The sequence below is a fragment of the Enterobacter sp. RCC_40 genome, from assembly GCF_041360735.1.
GTDB classification, from domain to species: Bacteria; Pseudomonadota; Gammaproteobacteria; order Enterobacterales; family Enterobacteriaceae; genus Enterobacter; species Enterobacter ludwigii.
Genome location: NZ_JBFUPR010000012.1, coordinates 3,460 through 26,609, shown reverse-complemented (window position 1 = coordinate 26,609; position 23,150 = coordinate 3,460). Strand labels below are relative to the sequence as shown.

Here is a 23,150-nt window from a genome sequence, read left to right as displayed (position 1 = left end):
TTACCCCGGCCTGACAGTCTGGCTTACCAGCTCGGCAAGCGAAGACGAAAGGAAGAACCAGAGAGCCGCCAGGGCAACAGTGGCCGCAATCCAGGACAGCCAGTACCACCGACGGCCGCTGCGCAGGCGTGAAGCGCGGGAAACAATGGGGGCGTCCTGTGCCAACGTGAAGGCCGGTACCCGTTCAGCGAGCGCGCGAACAATATCCTCGCGACGCTCGTCGTCCTGGGCGCGATACTGACCAACGAACCCCAGCTGCAGGGTCCGGTACATGCAGGTCAGGACGGCGGCATCAGGGGCGGTTTCTTTCAGCAGGTTCCGGATCCGTTCCCACAGTTCCTCCCCGGCATTAAGGGTGCCAAAAAAATGTGCCTGCAACGGATCACGCCGCCAGGTCAGGTATCCATCATCGGTGGTTCCCCTGTTCATCACGCTCTCATCAAGCAGTGCACACAGGGCATACACCATATGGTCGCGGCTGATATTGCTGTAGCCTGCCTCCGTGAGCGCAATCTTCGCCTCCTGCACCAGACGGCTGGCCCGGCGATAGAGCACTTCTCCATCACGGACTTCCTGCCCACCGCGTAGCTGGCTGGCCATCAGCCAGCCAGGGTAGAAGATACGTTCTAACTGGCTGAGTTCGGATTTATTCATGTGCGCAGCACCGCAAAGAGTTCAAGGTTCACATCCCCCAGCGAACGCGGGGTATAGAAGGTGCAGTTGCCCATTTCAAGCATCGCTCTTGCCGCCTGAGTACTGAGATCAAGAGAGAAATACTGGTTCTCAAGACGTAACGGGATAGCGGCCGGAACATGCGTCAGAGGCTTGATAATCATCCCGCTCAGGGCCACATTCACTACATCCGAAACATCATCAAAGCTGCCCGCTTTACACAACTGCGGGAACTTCGTCTGAAGTTCATGGTTCGGCATGGTGGAGCGTACGGAGAGGTAGAAGTCCGCCCCTTCGCGCAGACGCGCATCGTGCAGGACACCCTTCCAGATCTGGTCCTGATGTTCGAGGTGGATACTCACTACTCTCGACGGCAGGCTCGCTTCCAGCAGCTTATCGAGCAGTGCCAACAACGGTGGGAATACCCGTTCCGGTGTATCGTGCTGATAAGCAGGAATGTCTCCGGCATCGTGCTCCAGTGAGAAGGTCAGCAGGCTGCCGGCCAGACGGGTCAGTTCGCGATACAGCAGTTCCGGGTGCCGTGCAGGTGTCTGCAGGAGTTCCGTCAGCACCGGCTCGGCGCTGTTCAGGGCGTTAAGCAGCCAGAACAGGGATACATCCGCAACCGCAAAGTCGGCCATCCGCTCATTGCTCTCACGACGCATCGCCATCAGACGTCGGCGGCGGGCCTGCAGCCGGACCACCAGGTCGCCCAGTTCGGTGGTCAGCAGTGGGCTTGCAGAAACGGAAAGCATCGGCGGGATGAAAGCCGGGTCCCTGCTCCACTGTCCCTGCGCATTACGCACCAGACGTGCCACCGGGCAGGTCAGCCAGGCCGTGTTTTCCTGACTGGACAGACGCAGGGTGAGCGCATTACGCAGAATGGCGAGTTCTCCGCTTTCATGGCCAGCCAGTTCCTGCACCACTATACGTTCGGCTTTCCAGCGACGCGGGCGTTCACTGTCCTGCCCGTTATCGAGGTTGCCGCCACTGGCGCTCAGCAGGGGTAGTGCGACAACCACGTCAACAGCCTCAGAACCGTTTGCGGCGGATAAATCACAGACCGGCGGAAGATTATCCGCCAGGCCCGTATCAACAATCGTGCCATCCTGAAAACGAACCACCAGACGGGTGGCATTCAGGCGCGAGAGCACCAGTGCGGCATCATCAAATTCAGCCGCAACCACACCCCAGGGATGCGAAATTCCCATTCGGGCGACCATGTCGGCAACATGCTCACTCCAGCGTGCCTGCTGCTGGAACTGTTGTGGGGCAAGAGCTGCCCCATCCTCCCAAAGCGGGCGATAAATTTTCATCCCTGATTTCCCCTCGCCTTACGATTTGGCTTTCGGCATCTGAGAAACCAGAGACAGATTGACGTCCATCCCTTCCACCTGGAAGTGCGGTACGGCGTACAGCTTCACGCGGAAGAAGCCCGGGTTATCTTCGATATCTTCCACCACCACTTTCGCATCACGCAGGGGGTGGGACGCCTGCAGCTCATCGCCGGGATCGGTCATTTCCGTCACCAGACCGCGAACCCAGGTGTTCAGCTCCAGCTCGAGAAGACGACGATCCTTAGTGGTACCGATGTTTTCGCGCTGAATGAGCTTCAGGTAGTGCGCGATACGCGACAGCAGGAAGATGTAAGGCAGACGGGCGTTGATGCGGCTGTTGGCAGTAGCATCAGCGGTGTCATACGTGGCCGGCTTCTGCGTGGAGTTCGCCGAGAAGAAACAGCTGTAATCGCGATTCTTGTAGTAGGAAAGTGGAATGAAGCCCAGATTCGCGAACTCAAATTCGCGGGTTTCCGGGATCATCACTTCAGACGGGATTTTTACCTGATTGCCGGTACCGAGGTCGTACAGATGAATAGGCAGGTCCTGAACGGCGCCACCGGCCTGCGGGCCACGAATTTGTACACACCAGCCGTTGTTAATGAAGCTGCGTACCATGTTGGATGCAAAGGCAAACGAGGCGTTGGTCCACAGGTATTTGTCATGATCCGGACCTTTCACTTCTTCGACGTAGTTGAAGCTACGCACAGGTACGGTATCCGGACCATAAGGCAGGCGCCCCAGTACACGCGGCATGACCAGACCGATATAGCGGGAATCATCCGTCTCGCGGAAGGATTTCCACTTGATGTACTCAGCGCGGTCAAAGTAATTACCGATATCTTTAATGGCCGCCACGTCCTCCATGTTGTCTTTCAGGAAGAATTTCGGGCCGGCAGAACCGATAAACGGCATATGTGCAGCAGCAGACACTTTAGAGATGTTGCGCAGCAGGGCTACATCCTGCGCAGACGCATCAAATTCGTAAGCGGAAATCAGCGCAGCAATCGGCTCACCACCGGGGGTATCATACTCATCAATATATGAATGTTTATACAGCCCGCTTTGGACGATTTCCGGGCAGTCTTCAAAGTCCTGACGCAGGTCTTCTTTAGACATATCCAGTAGTTCAACTTTCACGTTCTGGCGAAAATCGGTTTTGTCGACAAGAGATTTCACACCGCGCCACAGACTTTCTACCGCCTGAAAGTCTTCATGATGCATAACAGCATCAAGCTGACGGCTGATCTGGTAATCCAGTTCCGCGATATGGTGGTCAATCAGGTTTTTGTCGAGTTTCTCAACTTTTGAGCCCGCTTTTGTCAGACATTCCAGGAACACCTTCATGCCGGCAGTTAAACGTTCGTCTGCTGTTGCATCCGACATCGCCTGTGCATCCTGCCAGATATCAAGCGCACTTAGCTCAGAGACAGGGTTAAGATTGATTTTTTCAAACAGGGACGCATATACCCCGCCTGCTGCAGGACGTTCAAGCACTACGCTCTCGTTACCCACGGCATTCTCATTTTTTACAGACATCAACATATTCCTTATTAATCCGTTAAAAGCACATGGCCGTTATGGCTGTTTCGGGGCCAGGGCTGAGAGTTCGGCTCTGAGCTCTGCACTTAATGCAGGATCGAGAAGAATTTTTTCCAGCTCTTTTCGGAAAGCCTGGTTATCAAGCAGGTTTGCTTTTAAATCGCGAAGCAAATTGCGCATGGAAAGCATGGCCTTCAGCTGAGGTATTTGCCGCGAAACCTGCTCCGGAGAGAAATCATTAATACTCTGGAATGTCAGATTGATGTTGTCCTCACTGCCATCACCAGCAAGCGTGTTTTTAACGGTAATATTTACGATTGGGGAATATTCGGAAAGAACAGAGTCAAAGTTGTTTTTATTCAGATTAACTTTTTTGCGCTCCGATAGTGGTGCACTCTCCTGACCATTACTGAAGTCTCCCGCCACCAGTAATTTCAGGGGGAGCTCAGTTTTCTTGCTCGCTCCGCCCGTATGCAAATCAAGCTTTAAATTAATACGTGCCTTGGGTATTTCGGACTGAAAAGAAGAGTTAGACATGGCTATCCCTGTTTTATGGAGTTATAAAAACGGTCAATGCCAGTGAGAAATTAATAAGAAAGGCAAACCCAGCCAGAACAGCTTCCAGGTTCACGTCATCGGACGAAAATCAAAACCCCGGAATTAAAAGCGGGCACATTCCATTCACCAGCATATCGACATTGTGTTTTTGAGCTTTTGTCTGAAATGAAAAAATTTCGGATAAGACCCAATATCCGGAGTGTAGGAACGTTCCCTGCCCGATCGGAAACCAAAAAATGTAACAAAACATTGCCGCTAGAAATCTTAACAACCAAAGATCATCTTTCTGATTTATAAGAATTTTCTTGCACACCCCTTTAACCCTTATGAAATAAGGGTGTACAGTAAGTGATCAATTTAATTTAGGGGCTATTTTGTATAAAATCTCATCAATCACATGAAATATCTGATTTTGTACTTTTATCAAAAATGAAAGGCAGAACATGCCTGCCTATGCGAAAAAAATTGGCGACATTTACAGGCCTTCACCATTTTTTATTATTTACTTAAATGAGTTTTATTATTTTCATCAGAAAAGGAAATATCACGGGGACTTTATGGATGCCTCATCCCAGTGCCAGTGATAGGTAAATCTCAGGCATCAATCGAGGAGTGGGCACAACCTTGAACAACAACCCTATCTTGTTGCTAAAATCAGGGTTCCAGGGATACAGAGGGGAGGACGCTGACACGACGTCATTAAAGTTGGTTTTGAAATCTGTATAACACCGTCTGGTGCAACGTTGTTGATTTAACTTTCCTGAAAGATATCATCACGCCCTTAACCGGGCCCCCTCTGTAACCCAAAGCATGCTCTCACTTTATATAATAAAGGGTCATTCCTGCCGTTGCATTCCTGCAGGGGACACCATGCTCTCATCGGCGCGTCGATACACCGGCACAAGGCGAGTCGTTCCGGTAAGATTATCAAATACCTGTTTTTCCGCAGTGGTAATTCTCATTCCGGCCTTTCTCAGACGCGACACCTCAGCAGCAATCCGCTGGATCCCAAACCAGAACAGCGCATCGAGTGCGGTTACCTCCAGACCACTTAACAGAGCACGCTTCAGACGTTCCGTGGGGGGCTTAATTTCTTTGGCTATCTGCAGAAAAGGTTCCGCGGTCAATTGTGTCGCTTCCGTTCGCCGTATACGTGTGGACAGATGATATTGAAAAACGTCAGGTACATCGCTCAAATCGGACTTCACGCTCCAGACACAGCCAAACCGTTTCCCGTTAAAAATGACATTCTTCTGGCTGAGCTGCAGTTCATCACGCAAGCCGGCAATTAACTGAGGTGTCCGCACGAGCAGCAGGCGGAAAGGCAGCTCAAAGCTGGTAACGTAATCGACATTGGTCAGGGCAATACGCAGACGCGCCTCGGCCCCGGCCTGGATCGCCTTGCACTCGCTTAAAACGTCGGCCCACTGACGGGTAAGACGCGGAGGTTCATTCGCCTCGGTAAATCTGTATTTTTCAATCTGATAATCGATTTGCTCTGTCACCCGCTTTTCCCTGTCAGTCACGTTTTAGCCGCTAAAGAGAATTTAGCAGCACAGGTTATTATGCTCCAGAGGTGATGTGCAGTGATTGAACCCTCATTTATACGGGTTATGTTATTCCGTATTACAATTCCACTGCTTTACTCCACAGGCCCTCTTCTCTTTAGGCAACCACCATGAAACAAATCACGCTCTCCGATTTGAAGCAACAAAGTGAAGCGGCGGCTAACGCCCCGCGTTTACGCGCACATCGTAACTTTCATCCTGAACTGAGCGACCCGGTTCAGCGGCTGGCCATCGCGATGGAACCAGGCACCTATGTTCGCCCTCATCGTCATCCGCATACCTTTGAGCTATTACTTCCCCTTCGCGGGCGTTTTGTCGTGCTGAATTTTGACGACCAGGGCGTCGTCACCCGTCGCGTCGTATTAGGTGAAGCGTGTATGGCGCTGGAAATGGAGGCGGGAACCTGGCATGCCGTGCTGTCACTGGATCACGGCGGCGTTATTTTTGAAGTTAAACACGGTGGCTATCAACCGGTGGCTGATGAGGATTTCGTTACCTGGGCCCCCGCCGAGGGAGAGCCCGGTACAGCCGCGCTGATGGCATGGTATAAACAGGTACAGCCTGGCGATGCGCCCTGGAAAGCATAACGACTGCTTTCAAAATATCCAAACAGATGCCGTCGCGCATCTGTTCTGGTTTATAAAAACAGAAAAATCAAAGACCTTTCGAATTGCCGCTTTTTTAATCAAGCACGAGTAATAGCACATACCGTATAAAGGGTGCTACATTATACCGCCCACCCAACGTCAGCAATGGCCAGGCAACGCCGTAAAGATCGGTAAAGCCTGCAACCATGACCTTGTACTACGGTCTAACAGGTACGTGGTTACGCAATGCGTGACTTTCACCGACTTTATATAGGTTCCCATTATTTTGTCACAATCCAAATTCAAACGCGCATTTCTGCACCCGCGTTACTGGTTCACATGGTTTGGTCTTGGCGTGCTCTGGTTACTGGTTCAGCTTCCTTATCCCGTAATCCGCATTCTGGGCTCCAGGCTTGGCAGCGCATCGCGCCACTTCCTTAAACGTCGTGAGTCTATTGCGCGTAAAAATCTCGAACTTTGCTTTCCACAGTACAATGCGGAACAGCGCGAAAAACTGATTGCTGAAAACTTTAAATCTATCGGCATGGCTCTGCTTGAAACCGGTATGGCATGGTTCTGGTCTGATGAGCGTGTTCGTAAATGGTTTGATGTGGAAGGCCTGGATAACCTGAAACGTGCCCAGTTGCAAAACCGCGGCGTGATGGTGGTCGGCGTTCACTTTATGTCTCTGGAACTGGGGGGTCGCGTCATGGGGCTTTGCCAGCCGATGATGGCAACCTACCGTCCGCACAACAGCGCTGTGATGGAATGGGTGCAGACACGTGGTCGTATGCGCTCGAATAAGGCGATGATCAGCCGTAACAACCTGCGCGGCATGGTTGGCGCACTGAAAAAAGGTGAGGCCGTCTGGTTCGCACCGGACCAGGATTATGGGCGTAAAGGCAGTAGCTTCGCTCCGTTCTTTGCAGTGAAAGATGTCGCCACGACCAATGGTACCTTTGTGATTTCACGCCTTTCCGGTGCCTCCATGTTGACCGTCACGATGGTCAGAAAAGCGGATAAATCAGGCTATCGCCTGCATATCTCCCCTGAGATGGCTAACTATCCGGAAAACGAAGGCGAAGCCGCTACGTTCATCAATAAAGTTATCGAAATGGAAATCATGCGTGCGCCTGAGCAATATCTCTGGATGCATCGCCGTTTCAAAACACGCCCTCTTGGCGAAGCCTCGCTGTATATCTAAATTCCAGAAGGTTAGTTTCGTTAAGAAACTAACCTTTTCAATGACCTGTAATCACGCTGTGTACTGTCTTTCTTTGCGTCGCTCAAAGTGAATTTATTGCGTTCTGAAATCAAACTGTCGCCGTTCCACGACACCCGTAAGTGACGGAAATTATTTAAAAAAATCCCTCTTGTCACCCCCCATTTTTAGGCGTACATTAGCGCCGTCTGGCAACAGGAAAGTACAGAATTCTGAGCGGGAGTCGGCGGTATTACGGGAAAAATCTTATTTCCGCTATAAGCCAACTTCAGCTCTCTATAATCAGGTGGACTCTGTTTTTAAATGCGTACCACAAGATACGCGGAGCGATGAAACGTGAAATATTTCTTTATGGGCATTTCGGTGATTGTTTTAGTCTGGGCCGGAACGTTTGCCCTGATGATCTAGTGAAGAACATGCAGTCAAAAAAACAGGAGCCGATGGCTCCTGTTTTTTTATGTCATGATGACGCGTGAGGTTCGGTGACGCTTTTCGATGAGAGAAGTCCGTCGGCGCGGAACATACTCTTGATGCCCCTCACCGCCTGCCGGATGCGGTCACTGTTTTCAATCAGAGCGAATCGCACATGGGTGTCGCCATAATCACCAAAGCCAATGCCCGGCGAGACACATACCTTCGCGTCCTGCAGCAGCTTTTTGGCAAACTCCAGCGATCCCATTGCCGCATACGGCTCCGGAATTTTAGCCCAGACGTACATGGACGCTTTCGGCATGTCCACCATCCAGCCCGCTTCATGCAACCCTTTGACCAGCACATCACGGCGACGCTTATACTGCGCAGCAATCTCATGCACACACTGCTGATCGCCTTCAAGGGCTGCAATAGCCGCGACCTGAAGCGGGGTAAAGGTACCGTAGTCGTGATAACTCTTGATGCGCGCCAGGGCATTCACCAGCGTCTTGTTGCCCACCATAAAGCCGATGCGCCAGCCAGCCATGTTGTAGCTTTTCGACAGCGTAAAGAACTCAACCGCCACATCGCGTGCACCAGGAACCTGCATAATCGAAGGGGCTTTCCAGCCGTCATAGACAATATCGGCATAGGCTAAATCATGCACCACCAGCACGTCGTAACGTTTGGCCAGGGCGACCACTTTTTCAAAGAAATCGAGCTCTACGCACTGCGCCGTCGGGTTCGAGGGAAAACCGAGGATCATCATCTTAGGTTTCGGATAGCTTTCGCGAATCGCACGTTCCAGTTCGTTAAAGAAATCGACCCCTTCCACCAGTGGTACGGAGCGAACCTGCGCTCCGGCAATCACTGCGCCATAGATGTGAATCGGGTAGCTCGGATTGGGCACCAGTACGGTATCACCATGATCCAGAGTCGCCAGCATCAGGTGCGCCAGACCCTCTTTTGAGCCGATGGTGACAATCGCCTCGCTTTCAGGGTCGATATCGACCTGGTAGCGATCCTGATACCAGCGAGAAATTGCACGACGTAATCGAGGAATACCGCGAGAGGTAGAGTAGCCGTGCGTATCCGGACGCTGAGCAACCGTACATAATTTCTCAACAATATGCGGCGGTGTTGGGCCGTCAGGGTTACCCATGCTGAAATCAATAATGTCTTCGCCGCGCCGACGCGCAGCCATTTTCAGTTCAGCAGTGATGTTGAATACATAAGGGGGGAGACGATCGATACGCGTAAAACGGCGTTCAGGACTGAATTCAGCCATAGATTCCTCAGATTAACGTTAGCGCCCGGACCGTCCGAGCGACGCTGCCACCGATGTGGCATGTTTAGAAAATAACCTGAAAAAAATCATGCTGTCGAGAGGGAAATGAAAAAAAGAGTGCGCGCTAAAATCGGAACCCTGCTGTATTGAAAAGCGGAAGCGTCCGAAGTGACAGCCTCTTTCTGATATCTGTTGTGTAACACGATGATATCAAAACCGTTACCTGCTCAGGCGTTATCACAAAAAAATCGGGAGACTTCAGCCCTCTCCTGATAATCCCCTTTGCAAAACAGGGTTTTTCCCCATTTGATAAACCTGACGGATAGCTGGTCAATACGCGCCAGGTTTTTTATCATGGTTCTTTCCCGTTTTCCCTGGTCTACTCGTGCACGAAATATTCAATATGCTGCTGGCGGTTTTTGACCGCGCGGCATTAATGCTGATTTGCCTGTTTTTCCTTATCCGCATTCGCCTGTTCCGCGAGCTTTTGCACAAGTCTGCGCACTCGCCAAAAGAGCTGCTGGCCGTCACCGCGATCTTCTCGCTGTTCGCGTTGTTCAGCACCTGGTCCGGCGTGCCGGTCGAGGGATCGCTGGTTAACGTGCGTATCATTGCCGTCATGTCCGGCGGGATTTTGTTTGGCCCGTGGGTCGGCGTCATCACCGGACTGATTGCCGGTACGCACCGTTACCTGATTGATATCGGTGGCGTGACGGCAATTCCCTGTTTTATTACCAGTATTATTGCCGGGGTACTGTCAGGATGGATTAACCGCAAGATCCCGAAAAAACAGCGCTGGCGCGCCGGGATCATCGCCGGCATGGTGTGCGAAACGCTGACCATGATCCTGGTGGTGGTGTGGGCCCCCACTATCGCACTGGGGCTGGATATCGTTTCGAAAATCGGTATTCCCATGATCCTTGGCAGCGTCTGCATCGGTTTTATCGTGCTGCTGGTACAAAGCGTTGAGGGAGAAAAAGAGGCCAGTGCCGCGCGTCAGGCGAAGCTGGCGCTGGATATCGCCAACAAAACGCTGCCACTCTTCCGCCATGTGAACGCGGAGTCGTTACGTCAGGTCTGCGATATTATCCGCCGCGATATTCATGCCGATGCGGTCGCCATTACCAATAACGACCACGTACTGGCTTACGTCGGCGTCGGGGAACACAATTACCGCGATAATGACGACACCATTAGCCCCACCACCCGACAGGCGATCAACTACGGTAAAATCATCATTAAGAACAATGATGAAGCTCACCGAACGCCGGAAATCCACTCCATGCTGGTGATTCCGCTGTGGGAAAAAGGCGTGGTAACGGGCACGCTAAAAATCTACTACTGCCACGCGCACCAGATCACCTCCACGCTTCAGGAGATGGCCATCGGCCTGTCGCAGATTATCTCTACCCAGCTGGAAGTTTCCCGTGCAGAACAGCTGCGCGAGATGGCAAATAAGGCAGAACTGCGCGCGCTTCAGAGCAAAATCAATCCTCATTTTCTGTTTAACGCGCTGAACGCCATCTCGTCCTCCATCCGGATGAATCCGGACACCGCGCGTCAGCTTATATTCAATCTGTCGCGCTACCTGCGCTACAACATTGAACTGAACGATGACGAGCAGATCGACATCAAAAAAGAGCTGTATCAGATCAAGGACTATATCGCGATTGAGCAGGCCCGTTTTGGTGACAAGCTCACGGTGATTTACGATATCGATGAAGAGGTCAACTGTGTGATCCCAAGCCTGCTGATCCAGCCGCTGGTGGAAAACGCGATTGTTCACGGCATTCAGCCGTGTAAAGGTAAAGGCGTGGTCACCATCAGCGTAACCGAAAGCGGTAACCGCGTGCGCATTGCCGTGCGCGATACCGGCCATGGTATTGATCCAAAAGTCATTGAGCGCGTGGAGTCTAACGAAATGCCGGGCAATAAAATTGGACTGCTGAACGTGCACCATCGGGTCAAGCTGTTGTTCGGCGACGGACTGCACATTCACCGTCTCGAACCCGGCACCGAAATTGCTTTTTACGTCCCGAATGAACGCTCCCCCGTTCATGCGGCGACATCACTGTTGCCATAGGCCGGAGTAATCAATGAAAGTCATCATCGTGGAAGATGAAATTCTGGCTCAACAGGAGCTGAGCTGGCTTATCAAAACGCACAGCCAGATGGAGATTGTGGGTACCTTTGAGGATGGTCTGGACGTACTCAAGTTTTTGCAGCATAACCGGGTCGACGCCATTTTTCTGGATATCAACATTCCATCACTGGACGGTGTATTACTGGCGCAAAATATTAATCAGTTTGCTCATAAGCCGTTTATTGTTTTCGTCACCGCCTGGAAAGAGCACGCCGTAGAAGCCTTCGAACTGGAAGCGTTTGACTATATTCTGAAGCCTTACCAGGAATCGCGTATTGTCAGCATGCTGCAAAAGCTGGAAGCCGCATGGCAACAACAGGCCACGCCTGCTAACGCAAGCCCGGCGATACGTGAAAACGACACCATAAACCTGGTCAAGGATGAACGCATCATCGTGACGCCTATCGACGATATCTACTATGCCGAAGCGCACGAGAAGATGACGTTTGTCTATACACGGCGTGAATCGTACGTGATGGCAATGAACATCACCGAGTTTTGCAACAAACTGCCGGCGGCGCACTTTTTCCGCTGTCACCGTTCGTTTTGCGTCAATCTAAACAAGATCCGCGAGATCGAACCGTGGTTTAACAACACCTATATTTTGCGTCTGAAGGATCTTGATTTTCAGGTCCCGGTGAGTCGCAGCAAGGTGAAAGAGTTCCGCCAGCTGATGCATCTGTAAAAATCCCCTCTCCCGCAGGAGAGGGATAGTCGTCAGAGGATTTGACCCAGTACCTGACGCAGGTGCGCGCCCGAGCCAAGCAGGCCTGGATTATCGTGCACAATCAGGTACACAGGGATGTCCTGCACATAGCTTCTGAAGCGACCTTTGTCTTCAAACGCACCGCGGAAGCCTGAGGCTGTAAAGAAGTCGAGGAAACGCGGTACGATCCCGCCCGCGATATAGACTCCCCCGAAGGTGCCCAGCGTCAGCGCCAGGTTGCCGCCAAACCGTCCCATGATCACACAGAACAGCGACAGCGCACGGCGACAGTCGATGCAGCTGTCCGCCAGCGCGCGCTCGGTCACATCTTTTGGCTGCAGATTCTCCGGCAGACGGCCGTCTGATTTTACAATCGCCCGGTACAGATTCACCAGACCCGGACCGGAAAGCACGCGCTCGGCGGAGACATGGCCGATTTCAGCGCGCAGCTCTTCGAGGATAATGCCCTCTTCTTCGCTGTTGGGCGCAAAGTCCACGTGACCGCCCTCACCCGGCAGGCTTACCCAGCGCTGGTCGACGTGGACCAGATGTGAAACGCCAAGACCGGTACCGGCACCGTAGACCGCAATCGGCTTACCTTCTACTGGCGCTGTACCGCCAAATTGAATCAGATGCTCTGGCTTCAGCATCGGGATCGCCATGGACACGGCAGTAAAGTCATTGATGATTTCAAGATGCGCAAAACCAAGGTTTTTTTTCATCTCAGCGATGGAAAATGCCCAGACATGGTTGGTCATCGCCACCCAGTCACCGGTAATCGGGCAGGCAATGGCGATACATCCGTCTTCGATGCTCACCTGTTGCTCTTCAAGATAGACCCGAACAACGGCCTCAAGACTTGGATAATCCAGCCCTGAATAGGTTTTCGCCCGGGAAATTTCACCGCTATTTACATCGCATAGGGCAAGGCGAGCATTCGTGCCGCCCACATCGCCTACCAAAGCATACTTTGTCATTCTTCTACTGCTCCGCTAAAGTCAGAATAAATCTTTGGGACACTGTAAGTTCAAGGCGTGATAACAACAACGACCGGAAGGTGAATGCCCGTGGATTATCGATCTTCGTCACAGAATAACTTTACCGTTTCAGCACCTTTTGCACTATTGCCATAAAGCTGATTGTGCAAAGTAACGTAATAGCGTTTTGTACAAGGAAATCATCATGCTCCATCCGCGAGCCAGAACCATGCTCTTACTGGCAATACCGGCGCTGATCATTGGCGTTGCCTCAAGTCTGGTGCTCATTGTCGTGATGAAAGTCGCGTCGGTGTTGCAGGCGATGTTATGGACGGCGCTTCCTGCACAACTGGGCGTCAGTGTGGATTCGCCGGGATGGATCATGTTGATGCTGACGCTCACCGGCGTTGCGGTGGGTCTGGTGATCCGCTTTAGCCCCGGGCACGCCGGGCCGGATCCGGCGCTTGAGCCACTGATCGGTGCGCCCGTTCCCCCCTCGGCGCTGCCGGGGCTGATTATCGCGTTGATCCTGGGTCTGGCGGGCGGTGTCAGCCTTGGTCCTGAACACCCCATCATGGCGGTAAACATTGGTATGGCGGTCTTTCTCGGTTCGCGCATTTTACCCCGGGTCGGTGCGCTGGACTGGACCATCCTCGCCTCTGCAGGCACCATCGGGGCGCTTTTCGGCACGCCCGTTGCCGCCGCCCTTATTTTTTCTCAGACGCTTACCAGCAATAACGACGTCCCGCTCTGGGATAAACTCTTTGCGCCGCTGATGGCCGCTGCGGCTGGCGCGCTCACGACCAGTCTGTTTTTCCATCCTCATTTCTCACTCTCTCTGCCCCACTACGGCCAGATGCATATTGCCGATATTTTCAGCGGTGCCATCGTCGTCGCGATCGCCATTGCACTCGGGATGATTGCGGTATGGTGCCTTCCGCGCCTGCACCGTCTGATGCACCGGCTGAAGCACCCGGTGCTGATTCTGGGGGCGGGTGGTCTGATGCTGGGCGTATTAGGGGCTATCGGCGGAACGGTAACGCTGTTTAAAGGCCTTGATGAAATGCAGCAGTTGGCTTTCAGCCAGGTGTTCAGCGTGTCTGATTACCTGCTGTTTGCGCTGGTTAAACTGGCGGCGCTGGTGGTAGCTGCAGCATGTGGGTTCCGCGGTGGGCGTATCTTCCCGGCGGTGTTTATCGGCGTGGCGTTGGGGCTGATGCTGCATGAACATGTGGATGCGGTGCCGGCAGCGATAACGGTCTCTTGCTCAATTCTGGGGCTGGTGCTGGTGGTGACGCGCGATGCGTGGCTGAGCCTGTTTATGGCGGCGGTAGTGGTGCCGGATTCAACGCTCTTCCCCCTGCTCTGTATCGTGATGTTGCCCGCCTGGCTCCTGCTGGCGGGCAAACCGATGATGATGGCCTGGCGAAACGACAAGTAATCAGGCGTTATTACGCGCTTCCAGAGCTTTGGTAAGCGCCCCGAGCAGCGGCGGGATATCCGCTTTCGGGAGCATCACCTCAATCAACGAGAGCCGCTCGTGGTGCGCCACTTTTTCAAGTACGTCCGCCAGCTGTTCCGCTTCACTGACCCGCCAGCACTCAGACTGAGGATCGAGGCTCAACGCCTGCGGAATGTGCGTCCAGTTCCACAAAGCAATGTCGTTATACCGCTGCTCCGCCCCGTGGATAGCCCTCTCAACCGTGTAGCCTTCGTTGTTGAGCACCAGAATAATGGGGTGCTGTTTATCACGTAGCATCGAGCCTAGTTCTTGAATGGTGAGCTGGGCCGCGCCATCCCCCGTCAGCACAATCACGCGCCGGTTTGGGCATGCGGTTTGTGCACCAAACGCCGCCGCCAGCGTGTAACCAATCGAGCCCCACAGCGGCTGGACGATAAAGTTCACATCAGCCGGTAAGCGCAGATCAATCGCGCCGAAGGCCGATGTTCCCTGGTCGGCAAGGATAATGTCCCCCGGGCGAATAAAGGTTTGCAACGTTCTCCAGAAATTCTCCTGGGTAAGCGAACCGTCCGGCTGCGGGAACGGTATTGCGCCGGATGACGACGACATAAGGCCAGTGTGCACGTGCTGTTTACAGAGTTCGACCAGCGTCTCAATCGCCTGGTTCATTGGGATGCCGGTAAACCAGACATCCCCGACGCGTGCGGCATGCGGCTGAACTTCAATGGTCTGCGCCGGTGTAAGCTGGTGCGTGAACCCGGCCGTCAGGGTATCGGTAAAACGCGTGCCAACACACAATACCGTGTCAGCCCCTTCAATCGCCTCTTTTACCGCACCGGTGCTGGCTGAACCACTGTATGTGCCGTAAAAACCCGCCTGACGCTCGTCGAATATCCCTTTTCCCATCAGCATGGTGGCGTGCGCCATCGGTACCTCTTTCACCCACTTCTGTAGCGCATGCTTCAGGCCATGGCGCAGAACAAGGAAGTCGGCCAGCAGCGCGGTACGTTTGCTCATCGCCAGTTTGTTCTCAGCAGCATCCCGGAACGCTTTCAGGCAGGCGCTATCGGCATGAGCCTGCTTATGAGTGAGAGCGTTTACAGGCGGCGTGGCGGCTTTTTTTGCCACATCGGCGGGTAACATCAGATAACCGGGGCGGCGTTCCCGAAGCATGGTTGTCAACACACGGTCGATTTCATAACAGGCATTTTGTTCGGTAAGGACCGCCTGTGCGACGGTGATCGGCTCGCTCATATGATAAAAGTGACGGAACTCCCCATCCCCCAACGTATGATGCAGCAACTCTCCCCTTTGCTGTGCCGCCGTACCCGGCGCCCCCACAATATGTAAAACCGGGACATGCTCGGCATAGCTGCCGGCAATGCCGTTCATGGCACTTAACTCCCCAACGCCGAATGTGGTCAGCAGCGCGGCAAAGCCCTTACATCGGGCGTATCCGTCAGCGGCATAGGATGCGTTCAGCTCATTGGCACAGCCCACCCAACAAATATCCGGGCTGTCTATTACGTGGTCGAGAAACTGCAGGTTATAGTCGCCCGGCACGCCAAACAGATGATCGGCACCACAATCTGTAAGACGGTCCAGCAGGTAATCGGCGACGCAGTATGGGGTTCGCATAACAGGTGTCCTTCTGACGTTGACCTCACTTTGAGTATTAAAGAAGCGTGATGGCTGTCCAGAATTGGTCGTAAGAAGGGCATGGAAAGAATGCTTTACAAAAAAGGCTGCGCTATGCTCTTTTTTTTCACGTAAATGTAAACGTATACACTGATTTTTCCTTTCAGCGCCAGAGGGCATCAGAATGGGTTACCAGCCGGACAAAAATCGTTATCAGACAATGCAGTATCGCCGCTGCGGGCAAAGCGGACTCAGGTTGCCCGCTATCTCACTCGGGTTGTGGCACAATTTTGGCGACGCCACGCTTGTCGAAAAAAGCCGTCAACTTTTACAACGCGCGTTCGATCTGGGTATTACGCATTTCGACCTTGCCAATAATTACGGTCCTCCTCCCGGCTCAGCCGAACGTAATTTCGGTCGCATTTTGCAGGAAGATTTCCTGCCATGGCGCGACGAGCTGATCATCTCGACCAAAGCGGGTTATACCATGTGGGATGGCCCCTACGGCGACTGGGGGTCACGCAAATATCTGGTTGCCAGCCTGGATCAAAGCCTGAAGCGTATGGGGCTGGAATATGTGGATATCTTCTATCATCACCGTCCTGATCCACAAACGCCACTGCTGGAAACCATGAAAGCGCTTGACCATGTGGTGCGCCAGGGAAAAGCCCTTTACGTCGGGTTATCAAATTACCCTGCAGAACAGGCCCGCAAGGCTATCGATATCCTGAACGACCTTGGGACGCCGTGTCTGATCCACCAGCCGAAATATTCGATGTTTGAACGTGCGCCAGAGGAAGGCCTGCTGGACGTGCTGCAGGAAAAAGGCGTCGGCTGCATTCCCTTCTCGCCGCTGGCGGGGGGACAGCTGACTAACCGCTACCTGAACGGTATTCCTGCAGACTCGCGTGCGGCAAGCGGCAGTAAGTTCCTTAATCCCGATCAGATCACCGAAGAGAAGCTGGAAAAGGTTCGTCAACTGAACGCGCTGGCGGAAAACCGCGGCCAGAAACTGTCACAGATGGCGCTAGCGTGGATTTTACGCCACGAGTCGGTAACGTCAGTGCTGATTGGGGCCAGTAAAACTGCCCAGATTGACGATGCCGTGGCAATGCTGGAAAACCGCCATTTCTCGGCGGAAGAACTGGCAATCATTGATGGGATCCTGAACAGCTCAAAATAAAATCACTTTTAGCAAAAAGTGCTCTCATTCATGAATTAGGAGTTGAGGCGATGAAACGAGCCTTTACCAACTCGTAATATTGCGTTAACAGGCCCCACAAAGGCCCCGATCGTGAAGGAGAAAGAGTATGTTCAGGTCACTGATTCTTGCAGCGGTATTACTGGCTTCGGCCCCGCTGATCGCCACTGCGGGCGAAATCACCCTGTTGCCATCAGTTAAATTACAAATTGGCGATCGTGACGACTACGGCAGATACTGGGACGGTGGCTACTGGCGCGACCGTGATTACTGGAACCGTCACTATGAGTGGCGCGGCGACCGCTGGCGCAGACATGATAATGGCCTGCATCGCGGCTGGTACAAAAACAACGCCTATGAGCGTGGTTACCGTGAAGGCTGGAACGATCGTGACGACCGCCGCGGTGGCTGGGGTCACGGTGGCAGAGGACACGGTGGTCACGGCCATCATCACTAATGCGTCATCAGTAATGCATCATCAGTAATGCAAAAAGGAGCCTCCCGGCTCCTTTTTCTTTCGTTCAACGCGACGCTATAACCCCAGTGCAGTGCCGACCAGGAGCCACAGGTTCAACGACACCACTACCGCCACAATGACCCAACCGGTTCGTTTCACCAGCGTGCTGTTCACCAGTTCGCCCATCAGGCTTTTGTCACTGGTAAAGATCAGCAGCGGCACCAGTGCAAGCGCGATACCAAAACTCAGCAGTACCTGGCTCATGACCAGAATTCTCGTGGGATCCAGCCCCATCAGAATCACAACAAAGGAGGGCAGCATGGTCACGGAGCGACGAACCCAAAGCGGAATGTGGAAACGGACAAAGCCCTGCATCACCACCTGCCCTGCCAGCGTCCCCACAACCGTTGACGAGAGACCGGCCGCCACCAGGCTCAGCCCGAATATCGTGGCAGCAGCATGGCTCAATAACGGCTCCAGCGTAAGGTATGCCTGGTCGAGATCGGCAATACCGGTGTGACCGTTAAAATGGAAAGCGGCGGCAGCGGTCGCCATCATCGCCAGGTTCACAAAACCGGCAATGGTCATGGCGATCGCCACATCCCATTTCGTCGCAGAGTAACGCTCTTTGCGCGTCCCGCCGTGCAGGTGCTGAGTCAGCGAGGAATGCAGGTAAATGACATGCGGCATGATGGTTGCGCCCAGCACACCGGCGGCCAGGAACACCGCTTCAGAGGTTGGCAGGCTCGGGATAATCATCCCTTTGCTGAGCTGTGCCAGATTCGGCTGAGAGAAAATCAGCTCGACGATATAGGCCGCCGCCACAAACAGCAGCAGCCCACCGATAACTTTTTCCAGCGGTTTTTGACCGCGACGCTGCAGCATCAGGATCAGGAAAGTGGCAATCCCGGTGAGCACTGCGCCCTGAAGCAGCGAGACGCCGAGGATCAATTTAAAACCAATCGCGGCCCCGATGAATTCGGCGAGGTCGGTTGCCATGGCGATAATTTCCGCCTGAACCCAGTAAAGCCATACCGCCGGACGCGGATAATGATCGCGAATTTGTTCAGCCAGGTTTTTGCCCGTGGCAATCCCCAGCTTCGCAGACAGCATCTGGATCAACATGGCCATCAGGTTAGCCCACACGACCACCCAGAGCAGCTTATAGCCGAAGCTGGCCCCGGCCTGAATATTGGTCGCAAAGTTACCTGGATCGATATAGCCGATGGCAGCAATGAACGCAGGTCCCATTAACGCGAACCGCAACTTGCGCGCTGCTCTGCCACTGCTACCCTCTACGCGACTGTTTGTCATTTCTGCCTCTGGAAATATAGCCTTTGCTATGTTTAATGCTATCAAAATGAGAATGATTATCAAGATCATTTAGTGAGTTTATAGTGATTTCTCTGATAGCTTTGAACAATAGACGGGCGGGTAAGGTGGGGCGATCTAACAAAACCTGCAATCGCGCACGCTTTTGTGAAGACTAGCACACAAACTTAACTTTTCACGCATTTACCTAACATAACAAAAATGTATTGTGGATCACTAATTTTGAGACTCGTCACAGGATGTAACTATAGTGTGTCCTTGATCTCGTTTTCTTTTCGCTTGTTACATAGAATGTGCACGAAAATTAAACCTGCCTCATATTTGGAGCAAATATGGACCGCGTCCTTCATTTTGTCCTGGCACTCGTTGTCGTTACTGCGCTTGCGTTACTGGTCAGCCATGACCGTAAAAAAATCCGCATCCGCTTTGTTGTTCAGCTTCTCGTTATTGAAGTTTTGCTCGCGTGGTTCTTCCTGAACTCCAACGTGGGGCTTGGCTTCGTAAAAGGCTTCTCCGAAATGTTCGAAAAACTGCTCGGATTCGCCAACGAAGGGACGAACTTTGTCTTCGGTAAAATGAACGACGAAGGTCTGGCGTTCTTCTTCCTGAAGGTACTGTGCCCTATCGTCTTCATCTCTGCGCTGATCGGTATTCTGCAACACATTCGTGTTCTGCCCGTCGTTATCCGCGCCATTGGTACCGTACTCTCTAAAGTTAACGGCATGGGTAAACTGGAATCGTTCAACGCCGTCAGCTCCCTGATCCTGGGTCAGTCTGAGAACTTCATCGCCTATAAAGACATCCTCGGTAAGATGTCCCGCAACCGCATGTACACCATGGCAGCCACCGCAATGTCTACCGTCTCCATGTCTATCGTGGGTGCGTATATGACGATGCTGGAACCTAAATACGTGGTTGCCGCGCTGGTCTTGAACATGTTCAGTACCTTTATCGTTCTCTCTCTGATCAACCCGTACCGTGTTGACGAAGGCGAAGAGAACCTGCAGATGGCAAATCTGCATGAAGGTCAGAGCTTCTTCGAAATGCTGGGTGAGTACATTCTGGCTGGTTTCAAAGTGGCGATTATCGTTGCGGCGATGCTGATCGGCTTTATTGCCCTGATTTCTGCTCTGAACGCCCTGTTCGCAGCGGTTCTGGGTATCTCCTTCCAGGGCATTCTGGGCTACATCTTCTACCCGGTTGCCTGGGTGATGGGTGTTCCTGCACATGAAGCGCTGCAGGTAGGCAGTATCATGGCGACCAAACTGGTCTCTAACGAATTCGTTGCAATGATGGATCTGCAGAAAATTGCCAGCACGCTCTCTCCACGCGCGGAAGGCATCCTGTCCGTGTTCCTGGTCTCCTTCGCTAACTTCTCTTCCATCGGTATTATCGCCGGTGCGATTAAAGGTCTGAATGAAGAACAGGGTAACGTGGTTTCTCGCTTCGGTCTGAAGCTGGTTTACGGTTCTACGCTGGTGAGCGTACTGTCTGCCTCTATTGCGGCACTGGTACTGTAACACCTGCAGCGAAATAAAAACCGGGAGCTCAGCTCCCGGTTTTTTTATGTCCGTAATTCATTAAGCGGTTTGGGTTTGCCAATCAGGTAACCCTGCAGATAGTCGACCCCGAAGTGAAGCAGCTTCTCCCGCTGTTCCGGCGTTTCAACATACTCGGCCACCACACTCAGTGATTTCGTCTTCGCCAGGTTGCAAATCGACTGCACGATCATCGCATCCATATCATCGGTACAGATATCTTTTACAAAGCACCCGTCAATTTTGATGATGTCCGCCTGCAGACGTCTGAGACGTTCGTAGTTGGCATATCCGGTGCCGAAATCATCAATCGCGATCCGGAAACCGCAGTCCCGCAACTGCTGAATGTTTTTGATACTGCTGCCCGAATTAGAGAAAGCCTGCTCTTCGGTGATCTCAATCACCACCGCCTGTGGTGCAACCCCATAGCGTTCAAAGAGCGAGCAAATCTCGATGGCCACCTCTTTTTGCATCAACGTCAGGGGCATCAGATTGACAGAAAAACGCACTCCGGCATGCGTCGCTGGATGATCGCGCAGCCACACCAGTAATTTTTCCATCACGCACATGTCGAAGCGGTGGCTCAGGTTAAACTGGGCAATCAGCGGTATAAAGCGGTCTGGGGTGATGATCTCGCCCTCGCTTTCCATGCGCGTCAGTATTTCGTAATACCCGCTACCATCTGCCTTCTGGATTGGCTGAGCGTATAAATGAAACTGTCCGGCATCCAGAGCATGTTTGATGCGCGCTAACATCAAAACCCGCTCGGTTGTTTGTCCTGATGCCACCTCGAGGCTATTGGTGAGCGCCAGTACATTATGCGCTCCGCAAGATTGCTCAGCCAGCCAGCTGAGCTGCCCCAGCGTATGGTGTAACTTCTCACCGTTCTCAACCATTCCCCAGGAAGCGCCAAATTCAATATCCAGCCCGGTGTTGTTCCAGACAATCTTACGGCTGTTCAGCTGATCGACCATATGCTGCAGGCGCTCAGCGGTTCCCGGCCCCAGCAATACCAGCACCAGTTCGCTGCCCGGGAGCTGGAAAAGCCGCTCATCTTTTTGCAAAAATGGCTGCAGCGAGGTGGTCACCATCCGTTTGCAATGTACCCGCATAAGAATGCCGTAGTGACGACTCAAGAACTCGAGGTTGTCCATTCGCAGACAGCACACTTTGGCATCAGGGTGGTCCTGCAAAAAATCTTCCAGTGCACGAATGTTCGGTAAACCGGTCAGCGGATCGGTTAGCGCCCTGTCCTGCCAGTCCTGCTTCAGCCACTCGCTGCGCTGATAAATCCGCGACATGTAGAGCAAACAGATGGCGAAAGAGATAAGGACAGACAAAATAAAGGAGAGCGAATGGCCTGACTCCACGCCATTGAGGAAATTATAGTTATAGGTCAACAGCAGAAGTGCGGATGCCGCCCAGAAAAGAGAAATGAGCGCGTAGCTCAGGCGACTGATCCCTAACGTAAAGAGAATAAAAATCACTGGCATTAAATAGCCCGCAATAATAGGTGACTCAAAAGGAGCACATAAAATTGCGAGGATGACGATTAAAAGCATCAGCCAGACTAATATATATAGCGATTTCTTTTGAAAAAACACGGGCTTCACACTGCGTCGCCAGAAGGTGATGGCATAACGTGGATTAATTATCATTCTTAACGGATAATAGAACATCATGGTAAATATCAACGCCGCGCAGATCAGACTTTGTATATCGACTACGTTATAAATTGCGGTACCTTCACCGAAGAAGGTTGAGATAGTAACCGGGAAATGGAACAAATAACCTGCCAGGTACATCGACACTTTTATGCCTATCGGTACCATAAAGCCGAGCCAAAATATCCGTAACCCAATATGCTTGTTCGGCACGCAGTAGCGCCAGCGCTTGCCCAGTATGATCCTGAGGATGCCGCACCCCGCAAACACCGAGAACGTCTGACAGAACAATAAAACTGAATATTGTAGCGGTGCTAAATCAATGCTGAATATATTAGTGATAGTAAAACTTAACAGAACAGGAATAACCGCCCGACGCCCAAATACCAGAATAACCGCCAGCATTACGCTTAAAGGCAGCCATGCTAAATATACGTCATGACCATTAACAACAGCGCGCGGAGAGATATAACGGGAGAATGGCACCGCAACCAGGCAAAGTGCCAGGGCAGTTATAAATATCTTTACATTATTGTAAGTTTTTCTATTCATTAAGTTAGATAATCTATTTTCCATTCGTATCATTGACCGGATGGATAATAGGTTTATTAATTGCGCGAATCAAGTTGAAGTCTATTTATAGACCGCTTTATTGATTTTGATTGAGGTGAGGTACAAAAACACCTCTATTTCAGCAACAAATTAGGGTGAAGAGTTTTACAAAAGCATAAAAAAACCCCCGTCTTTCGACGAGGGTTCAAATTTTGGTGGAGCTAAGCGGGATCGAACCGCTGACCTCTTGCATGCCATGCAAGCGCTCTCCCAGCTGAGCTATAGCCCCACCGTA

General features: G+C 52.4%; 19 protein-coding genes and 1 tRNA gene. 9 read left to right on the top strand and 11 right to left on the bottom strand.

The window, feature by feature from the left end; all coding sequences use genetic code 11:
- From tssL to AB6731_RS22470, 5 genes are all read right to left on the bottom strand, one after another.
- Entirely contained in the window at nucleotides 1-654 is a 654-nt protein-coding gene (tssL, locus tag AB6731_RS22490) for a type VI secretion system protein TssL, short form (protein WP_371006828.1), read from the bottom strand.
- Nucleotides 651-1,988, bottom strand: coding sequence for a type VI secretion system baseplate subunit TssK (gene tssK, locus AB6731_RS22485; protein ID WP_371006827.1), 1,338 nt, complete (start codon nucleotides 1,986-1,988; stop codon nucleotides 651-653). Before tssK ends, tssL begins: the two co-directional genes overlap by 4 nt.
- Before the next feature lie 18 nt (nucleotides 1,989-2,006).
- Entirely contained in the window at nucleotides 2,007-3,554 is a 1,548-nt protein-coding gene (tssC, locus tag AB6731_RS22480; RefSeq protein WP_371006826.1) for a type VI secretion system contractile sheath large subunit, read from the bottom strand.
- Nucleotides 3,555-3,587: 33 nt separating this feature from the next.
- A complete protein-coding gene (tssB, locus tag AB6731_RS22475) occupies nucleotides 3,588-4,088 on the bottom strand; it encodes a type VI secretion system contractile sheath small subunit (RefSeq protein ID WP_163304563.1) in 501 nt (166 codons plus the stop codon).
- An 857-nt stretch (nucleotides 4,089-4,945) separates the two neighbouring features.
- Nucleotides 4,946-5,614 (bottom strand): helix-turn-helix domain-containing protein, encoded by a 669-nt coding sequence (locus AB6731_RS22470; protein ID WP_371006824.1) that lies wholly within the window; start codon nucleotides 5,612-5,614, stop codon nucleotides 4,946-4,948.
- A 173-nt stretch (nucleotides 5,615-5,787) separates the two neighbouring features.
- On the opposite strand from AB6731_RS22470, the gene AB6731_RS22465 reads away from it, so the two are divergent.
- From AB6731_RS22465 to ypdK, 3 genes are all read left to right on the top strand, one after another.
- Entirely contained in the window at nucleotides 5,788-6,264 is a 477-nt protein-coding gene (locus AB6731_RS22465; RefSeq protein WP_371006822.1) for a WbuC family cupin fold metalloprotein, read from the top strand.
- Nucleotides 6,265-6,547: 283 nt separating this feature from the next.
- Complete coding sequence (lpxP, locus tag AB6731_RS22460) at nucleotides 6,548-7,468, top strand: kdo(2)-lipid IV(A) palmitoleoyltransferase (protein WP_025203512.1); 921 nt, start codon at nucleotides 6,548-6,550, stop codon at nucleotides 7,466-7,468.
- Between the two features lie 354 nt (nucleotides 7,469-7,822).
- Nucleotides 7,823-7,894 (top strand): membrane protein YpdK, encoded by a 72-nt coding sequence (ypdK, locus tag AB6731_RS22455; protein ID WP_099458937.1) that lies wholly within the window; start codon nucleotides 7,823-7,825, stop codon nucleotides 7,892-7,894.
- 52 nt (nucleotides 7,895-7,946) lie between these two features.
- Here the strand turns inward: ypdK and alaC are convergent, their stop codons facing one another.
- Nucleotides 7,947-9,185, bottom strand: a complete 1,239-nt coding sequence (gene alaC / locus AB6731_RS22450; protein WP_014171059.1) for an alanine transaminase — start codon at nucleotides 9,183-9,185, stop codon at nucleotides 7,947-7,949.
- A gap of 385 nt (nucleotides 9,186-9,570) precedes the next feature.
- On the opposite strand from alaC, the gene AB6731_RS22445 reads away from it, so the two are divergent.
- Nucleotides 9,571-11,268, top strand: coding sequence for a sensor histidine kinase (locus AB6731_RS22445; RefSeq protein WP_025203510.1), 1,698 nt, complete (start codon nucleotides 9,571-9,573; stop codon nucleotides 11,266-11,268).
- Between the two features lie 13 nt (nucleotides 11,269-11,281).
- Entirely contained in the window at nucleotides 11,282-12,013 is a 732-nt protein-coding gene (locus AB6731_RS22440; protein WP_025203509.1) for a LytTR family DNA-binding domain-containing protein, read from the top strand.
- A gap of 32 nt (nucleotides 12,014-12,045) precedes the next feature.
- On the opposite strand, the gene glk is transcribed toward AB6731_RS22440, so the two are convergent.
- Nucleotides 12,046-13,011 (bottom strand): glucokinase, encoded by a 966-nt coding sequence (gene glk, locus AB6731_RS22435; protein ID WP_020883102.1) that lies wholly within the window; start codon nucleotides 13,009-13,011, stop codon nucleotides 12,046-12,048.
- Nucleotides 13,012-13,216: 205 nt separating this feature from the next.
- Here glk and AB6731_RS22430 point away from each other — a divergent pair, with 205 nt between their 5' ends.
- On the top strand, nucleotides 13,217-14,452 hold the full coding sequence (locus AB6731_RS22430; RefSeq protein WP_020883101.1) for an ion channel protein: 1,236 nt from the start codon (nucleotides 13,217-13,219) through the stop codon (nucleotides 14,450-14,452).
- Here AB6731_RS22430 and ipdC read toward each other — a convergent pair whose 3' ends face one another.
- Complete coding sequence (gene ipdC, locus AB6731_RS22425) at nucleotides 14,453-16,111, bottom strand: indolepyruvate decarboxylase (RefSeq protein WP_106503383.1); 1,659 nt, start codon at nucleotides 16,109-16,111, stop codon at nucleotides 14,453-14,455.
- Between the two features lie 184 nt (nucleotides 16,112-16,295).
- On the opposite strand from ipdC, the gene mgrA reads away from it, so the two are divergent.
- Both mgrA and AB6731_RS22415 read left to right on the top strand, forming a co-directional pair.
- Complete coding sequence (mgrA, locus tag AB6731_RS22420) at nucleotides 16,296-17,294, top strand: L-glyceraldehyde 3-phosphate reductase (RefSeq protein ID WP_371006821.1); 999 nt, start codon at nucleotides 16,296-16,298, stop codon at nucleotides 17,292-17,294.
- A 127-nt stretch (nucleotides 17,295-17,421) separates the two neighbouring features.
- Nucleotides 17,422-17,769: a DUF2502 domain-containing protein gene (locus tag AB6731_RS22415; RefSeq protein ID WP_014171067.1), complete on the top strand. Its 348-nt coding sequence runs from the start codon at nucleotides 17,422-17,424 to the stop codon at nucleotides 17,767-17,769.
- A gap of 75 nt (nucleotides 17,770-17,844) precedes the next feature.
- On the opposite strand, the gene AB6731_RS22410 is transcribed toward AB6731_RS22415, so the two are convergent.
- Complete coding sequence (locus tag AB6731_RS22410) at nucleotides 17,845-19,083, bottom strand: Nramp family divalent metal transporter (protein WP_020883097.1); 1,239 nt, start codon at nucleotides 19,081-19,083, stop codon at nucleotides 17,845-17,847.
- Between the two features lie 350 nt (nucleotides 19,084-19,433).
- Here AB6731_RS22410 and AB6731_RS22405 point away from each other — a divergent pair, with 350 nt between their 5' ends.
- Complete coding sequence (locus tag AB6731_RS22405) at nucleotides 19,434-20,621, top strand: NupC/NupG family nucleoside CNT transporter (protein WP_014171069.1); 1,188 nt, start codon at nucleotides 19,434-19,436, stop codon at nucleotides 20,619-20,621.
- A 44-nt stretch (nucleotides 20,622-20,665) separates the two neighbouring features.
- Here AB6731_RS22405 and AB6731_RS22400 read toward each other — a convergent pair whose 3' ends face one another.
- Together AB6731_RS22400 and AB6731_RS22395 are read right to left on the bottom strand one after the other, a co-directional pair.
- Complete coding sequence (locus tag AB6731_RS22400; protein WP_025203504.1) at nucleotides 20,666-22,855, bottom strand: EAL domain-containing protein; 2,190 nt, start codon at nucleotides 22,853-22,855, stop codon at nucleotides 20,666-20,668.
- A gap of 213 nt (nucleotides 22,856-23,068) precedes the next feature.
- Nucleotides 23,069-23,144, bottom strand: a tRNA-Ala gene (locus tag AB6731_RS22395).
- Between the last annotated feature and the right edge of the window lie 6 nt (nucleotides 23,145-23,150).

Excerpts from the sequence above, each read along its gene's own strand:
- tssL (WP_371006828.1), bottom strand. The coding sequence starts at position 654 with ATGAATAAATCCGAACTCAGCCAGTTAGAACGTATCTTCTACCCTGGC.
- tssK (WP_371006827.1), bottom strand. The coding sequence starts at position 1,988 with ATGAAAATTTATCGCCCGCTTTGGGAGGATGGGGCAGCTCTTGCCCCA.
- tssC (WP_371006826.1), bottom strand. The coding sequence starts at position 3,554 with ATGTTGATGTCTGTAAAAAATGAGAATGCCGTGGGTAACGAGAGCGTA.
- tssB (WP_163304563.1), bottom strand. The coding sequence starts at position 4,088 with ATGTCTAACTCTTCTTTTCAGTCCGAAATACCCAAGGCACGTATTAAT.
- AB6731_RS22465 (WP_371006822.1), top strand. The coding sequence starts at position 5,788 with ATGAAACAAATCACGCTCTCCGATTTGAAGCAACAAAGTGAAGCGGCG.
- alaC (WP_014171059.1), bottom strand. The coding sequence starts at position 9,185 with ATGGCTGAATTCAGTCCTGAACGCCGTTTTACGCGTATCGATCGTCTC.
- AB6731_RS22440 (WP_025203509.1), top strand. The coding sequence starts at position 11,282 with ATGAAAGTCATCATCGTGGAAGATGAAATTCTGGCTCAACAGGAGCTG.
- glk (WP_020883102.1), bottom strand. The coding sequence starts at position 13,011 with ATGACAAAGTATGCTTTGGTAGGCGATGTGGGCGGCACGAATGCTCGC.
- AB6731_RS22430 (WP_020883101.1), top strand. The coding sequence starts at position 13,217 with ATGCTCCATCCGCGAGCCAGAACCATGCTCTTACTGGCAATACCGGCG.
- ipdC (WP_106503383.1), bottom strand. The coding sequence starts at position 16,111 with ATGCGAACCCCATACTGCGTCGCCGATTACCTGCTGGACCGTCTTACA.
- mgrA (WP_371006821.1), top strand. The coding sequence starts at position 16,296 with ATGGGTTACCAGCCGGACAAAAATCGTTATCAGACAATGCAGTATCGC.
- AB6731_RS22415 (WP_014171067.1), top strand. The coding sequence starts at position 17,422 with ATGTTCAGGTCACTGATTCTTGCAGCGGTATTACTGGCTTCGGCCCCG.
- AB6731_RS22410 (WP_020883097.1), bottom strand. The coding sequence starts at position 19,083 with ATGACAAACAGTCGCGTAGAGGGTAGCAGTGGCAGAGCAGCGCGCAAG.
- AB6731_RS22405 (WP_014171069.1), top strand. The coding sequence starts at position 19,434 with ATGGACCGCGTCCTTCATTTTGTCCTGGCACTCGTTGTCGTTACTGCG.
- AB6731_RS22400 (WP_025203504.1), bottom strand. The coding sequence starts at position 22,855 with ATGAATAGAAAAACTTACAATAATGTAAAGATATTTATAACTGCCCTG.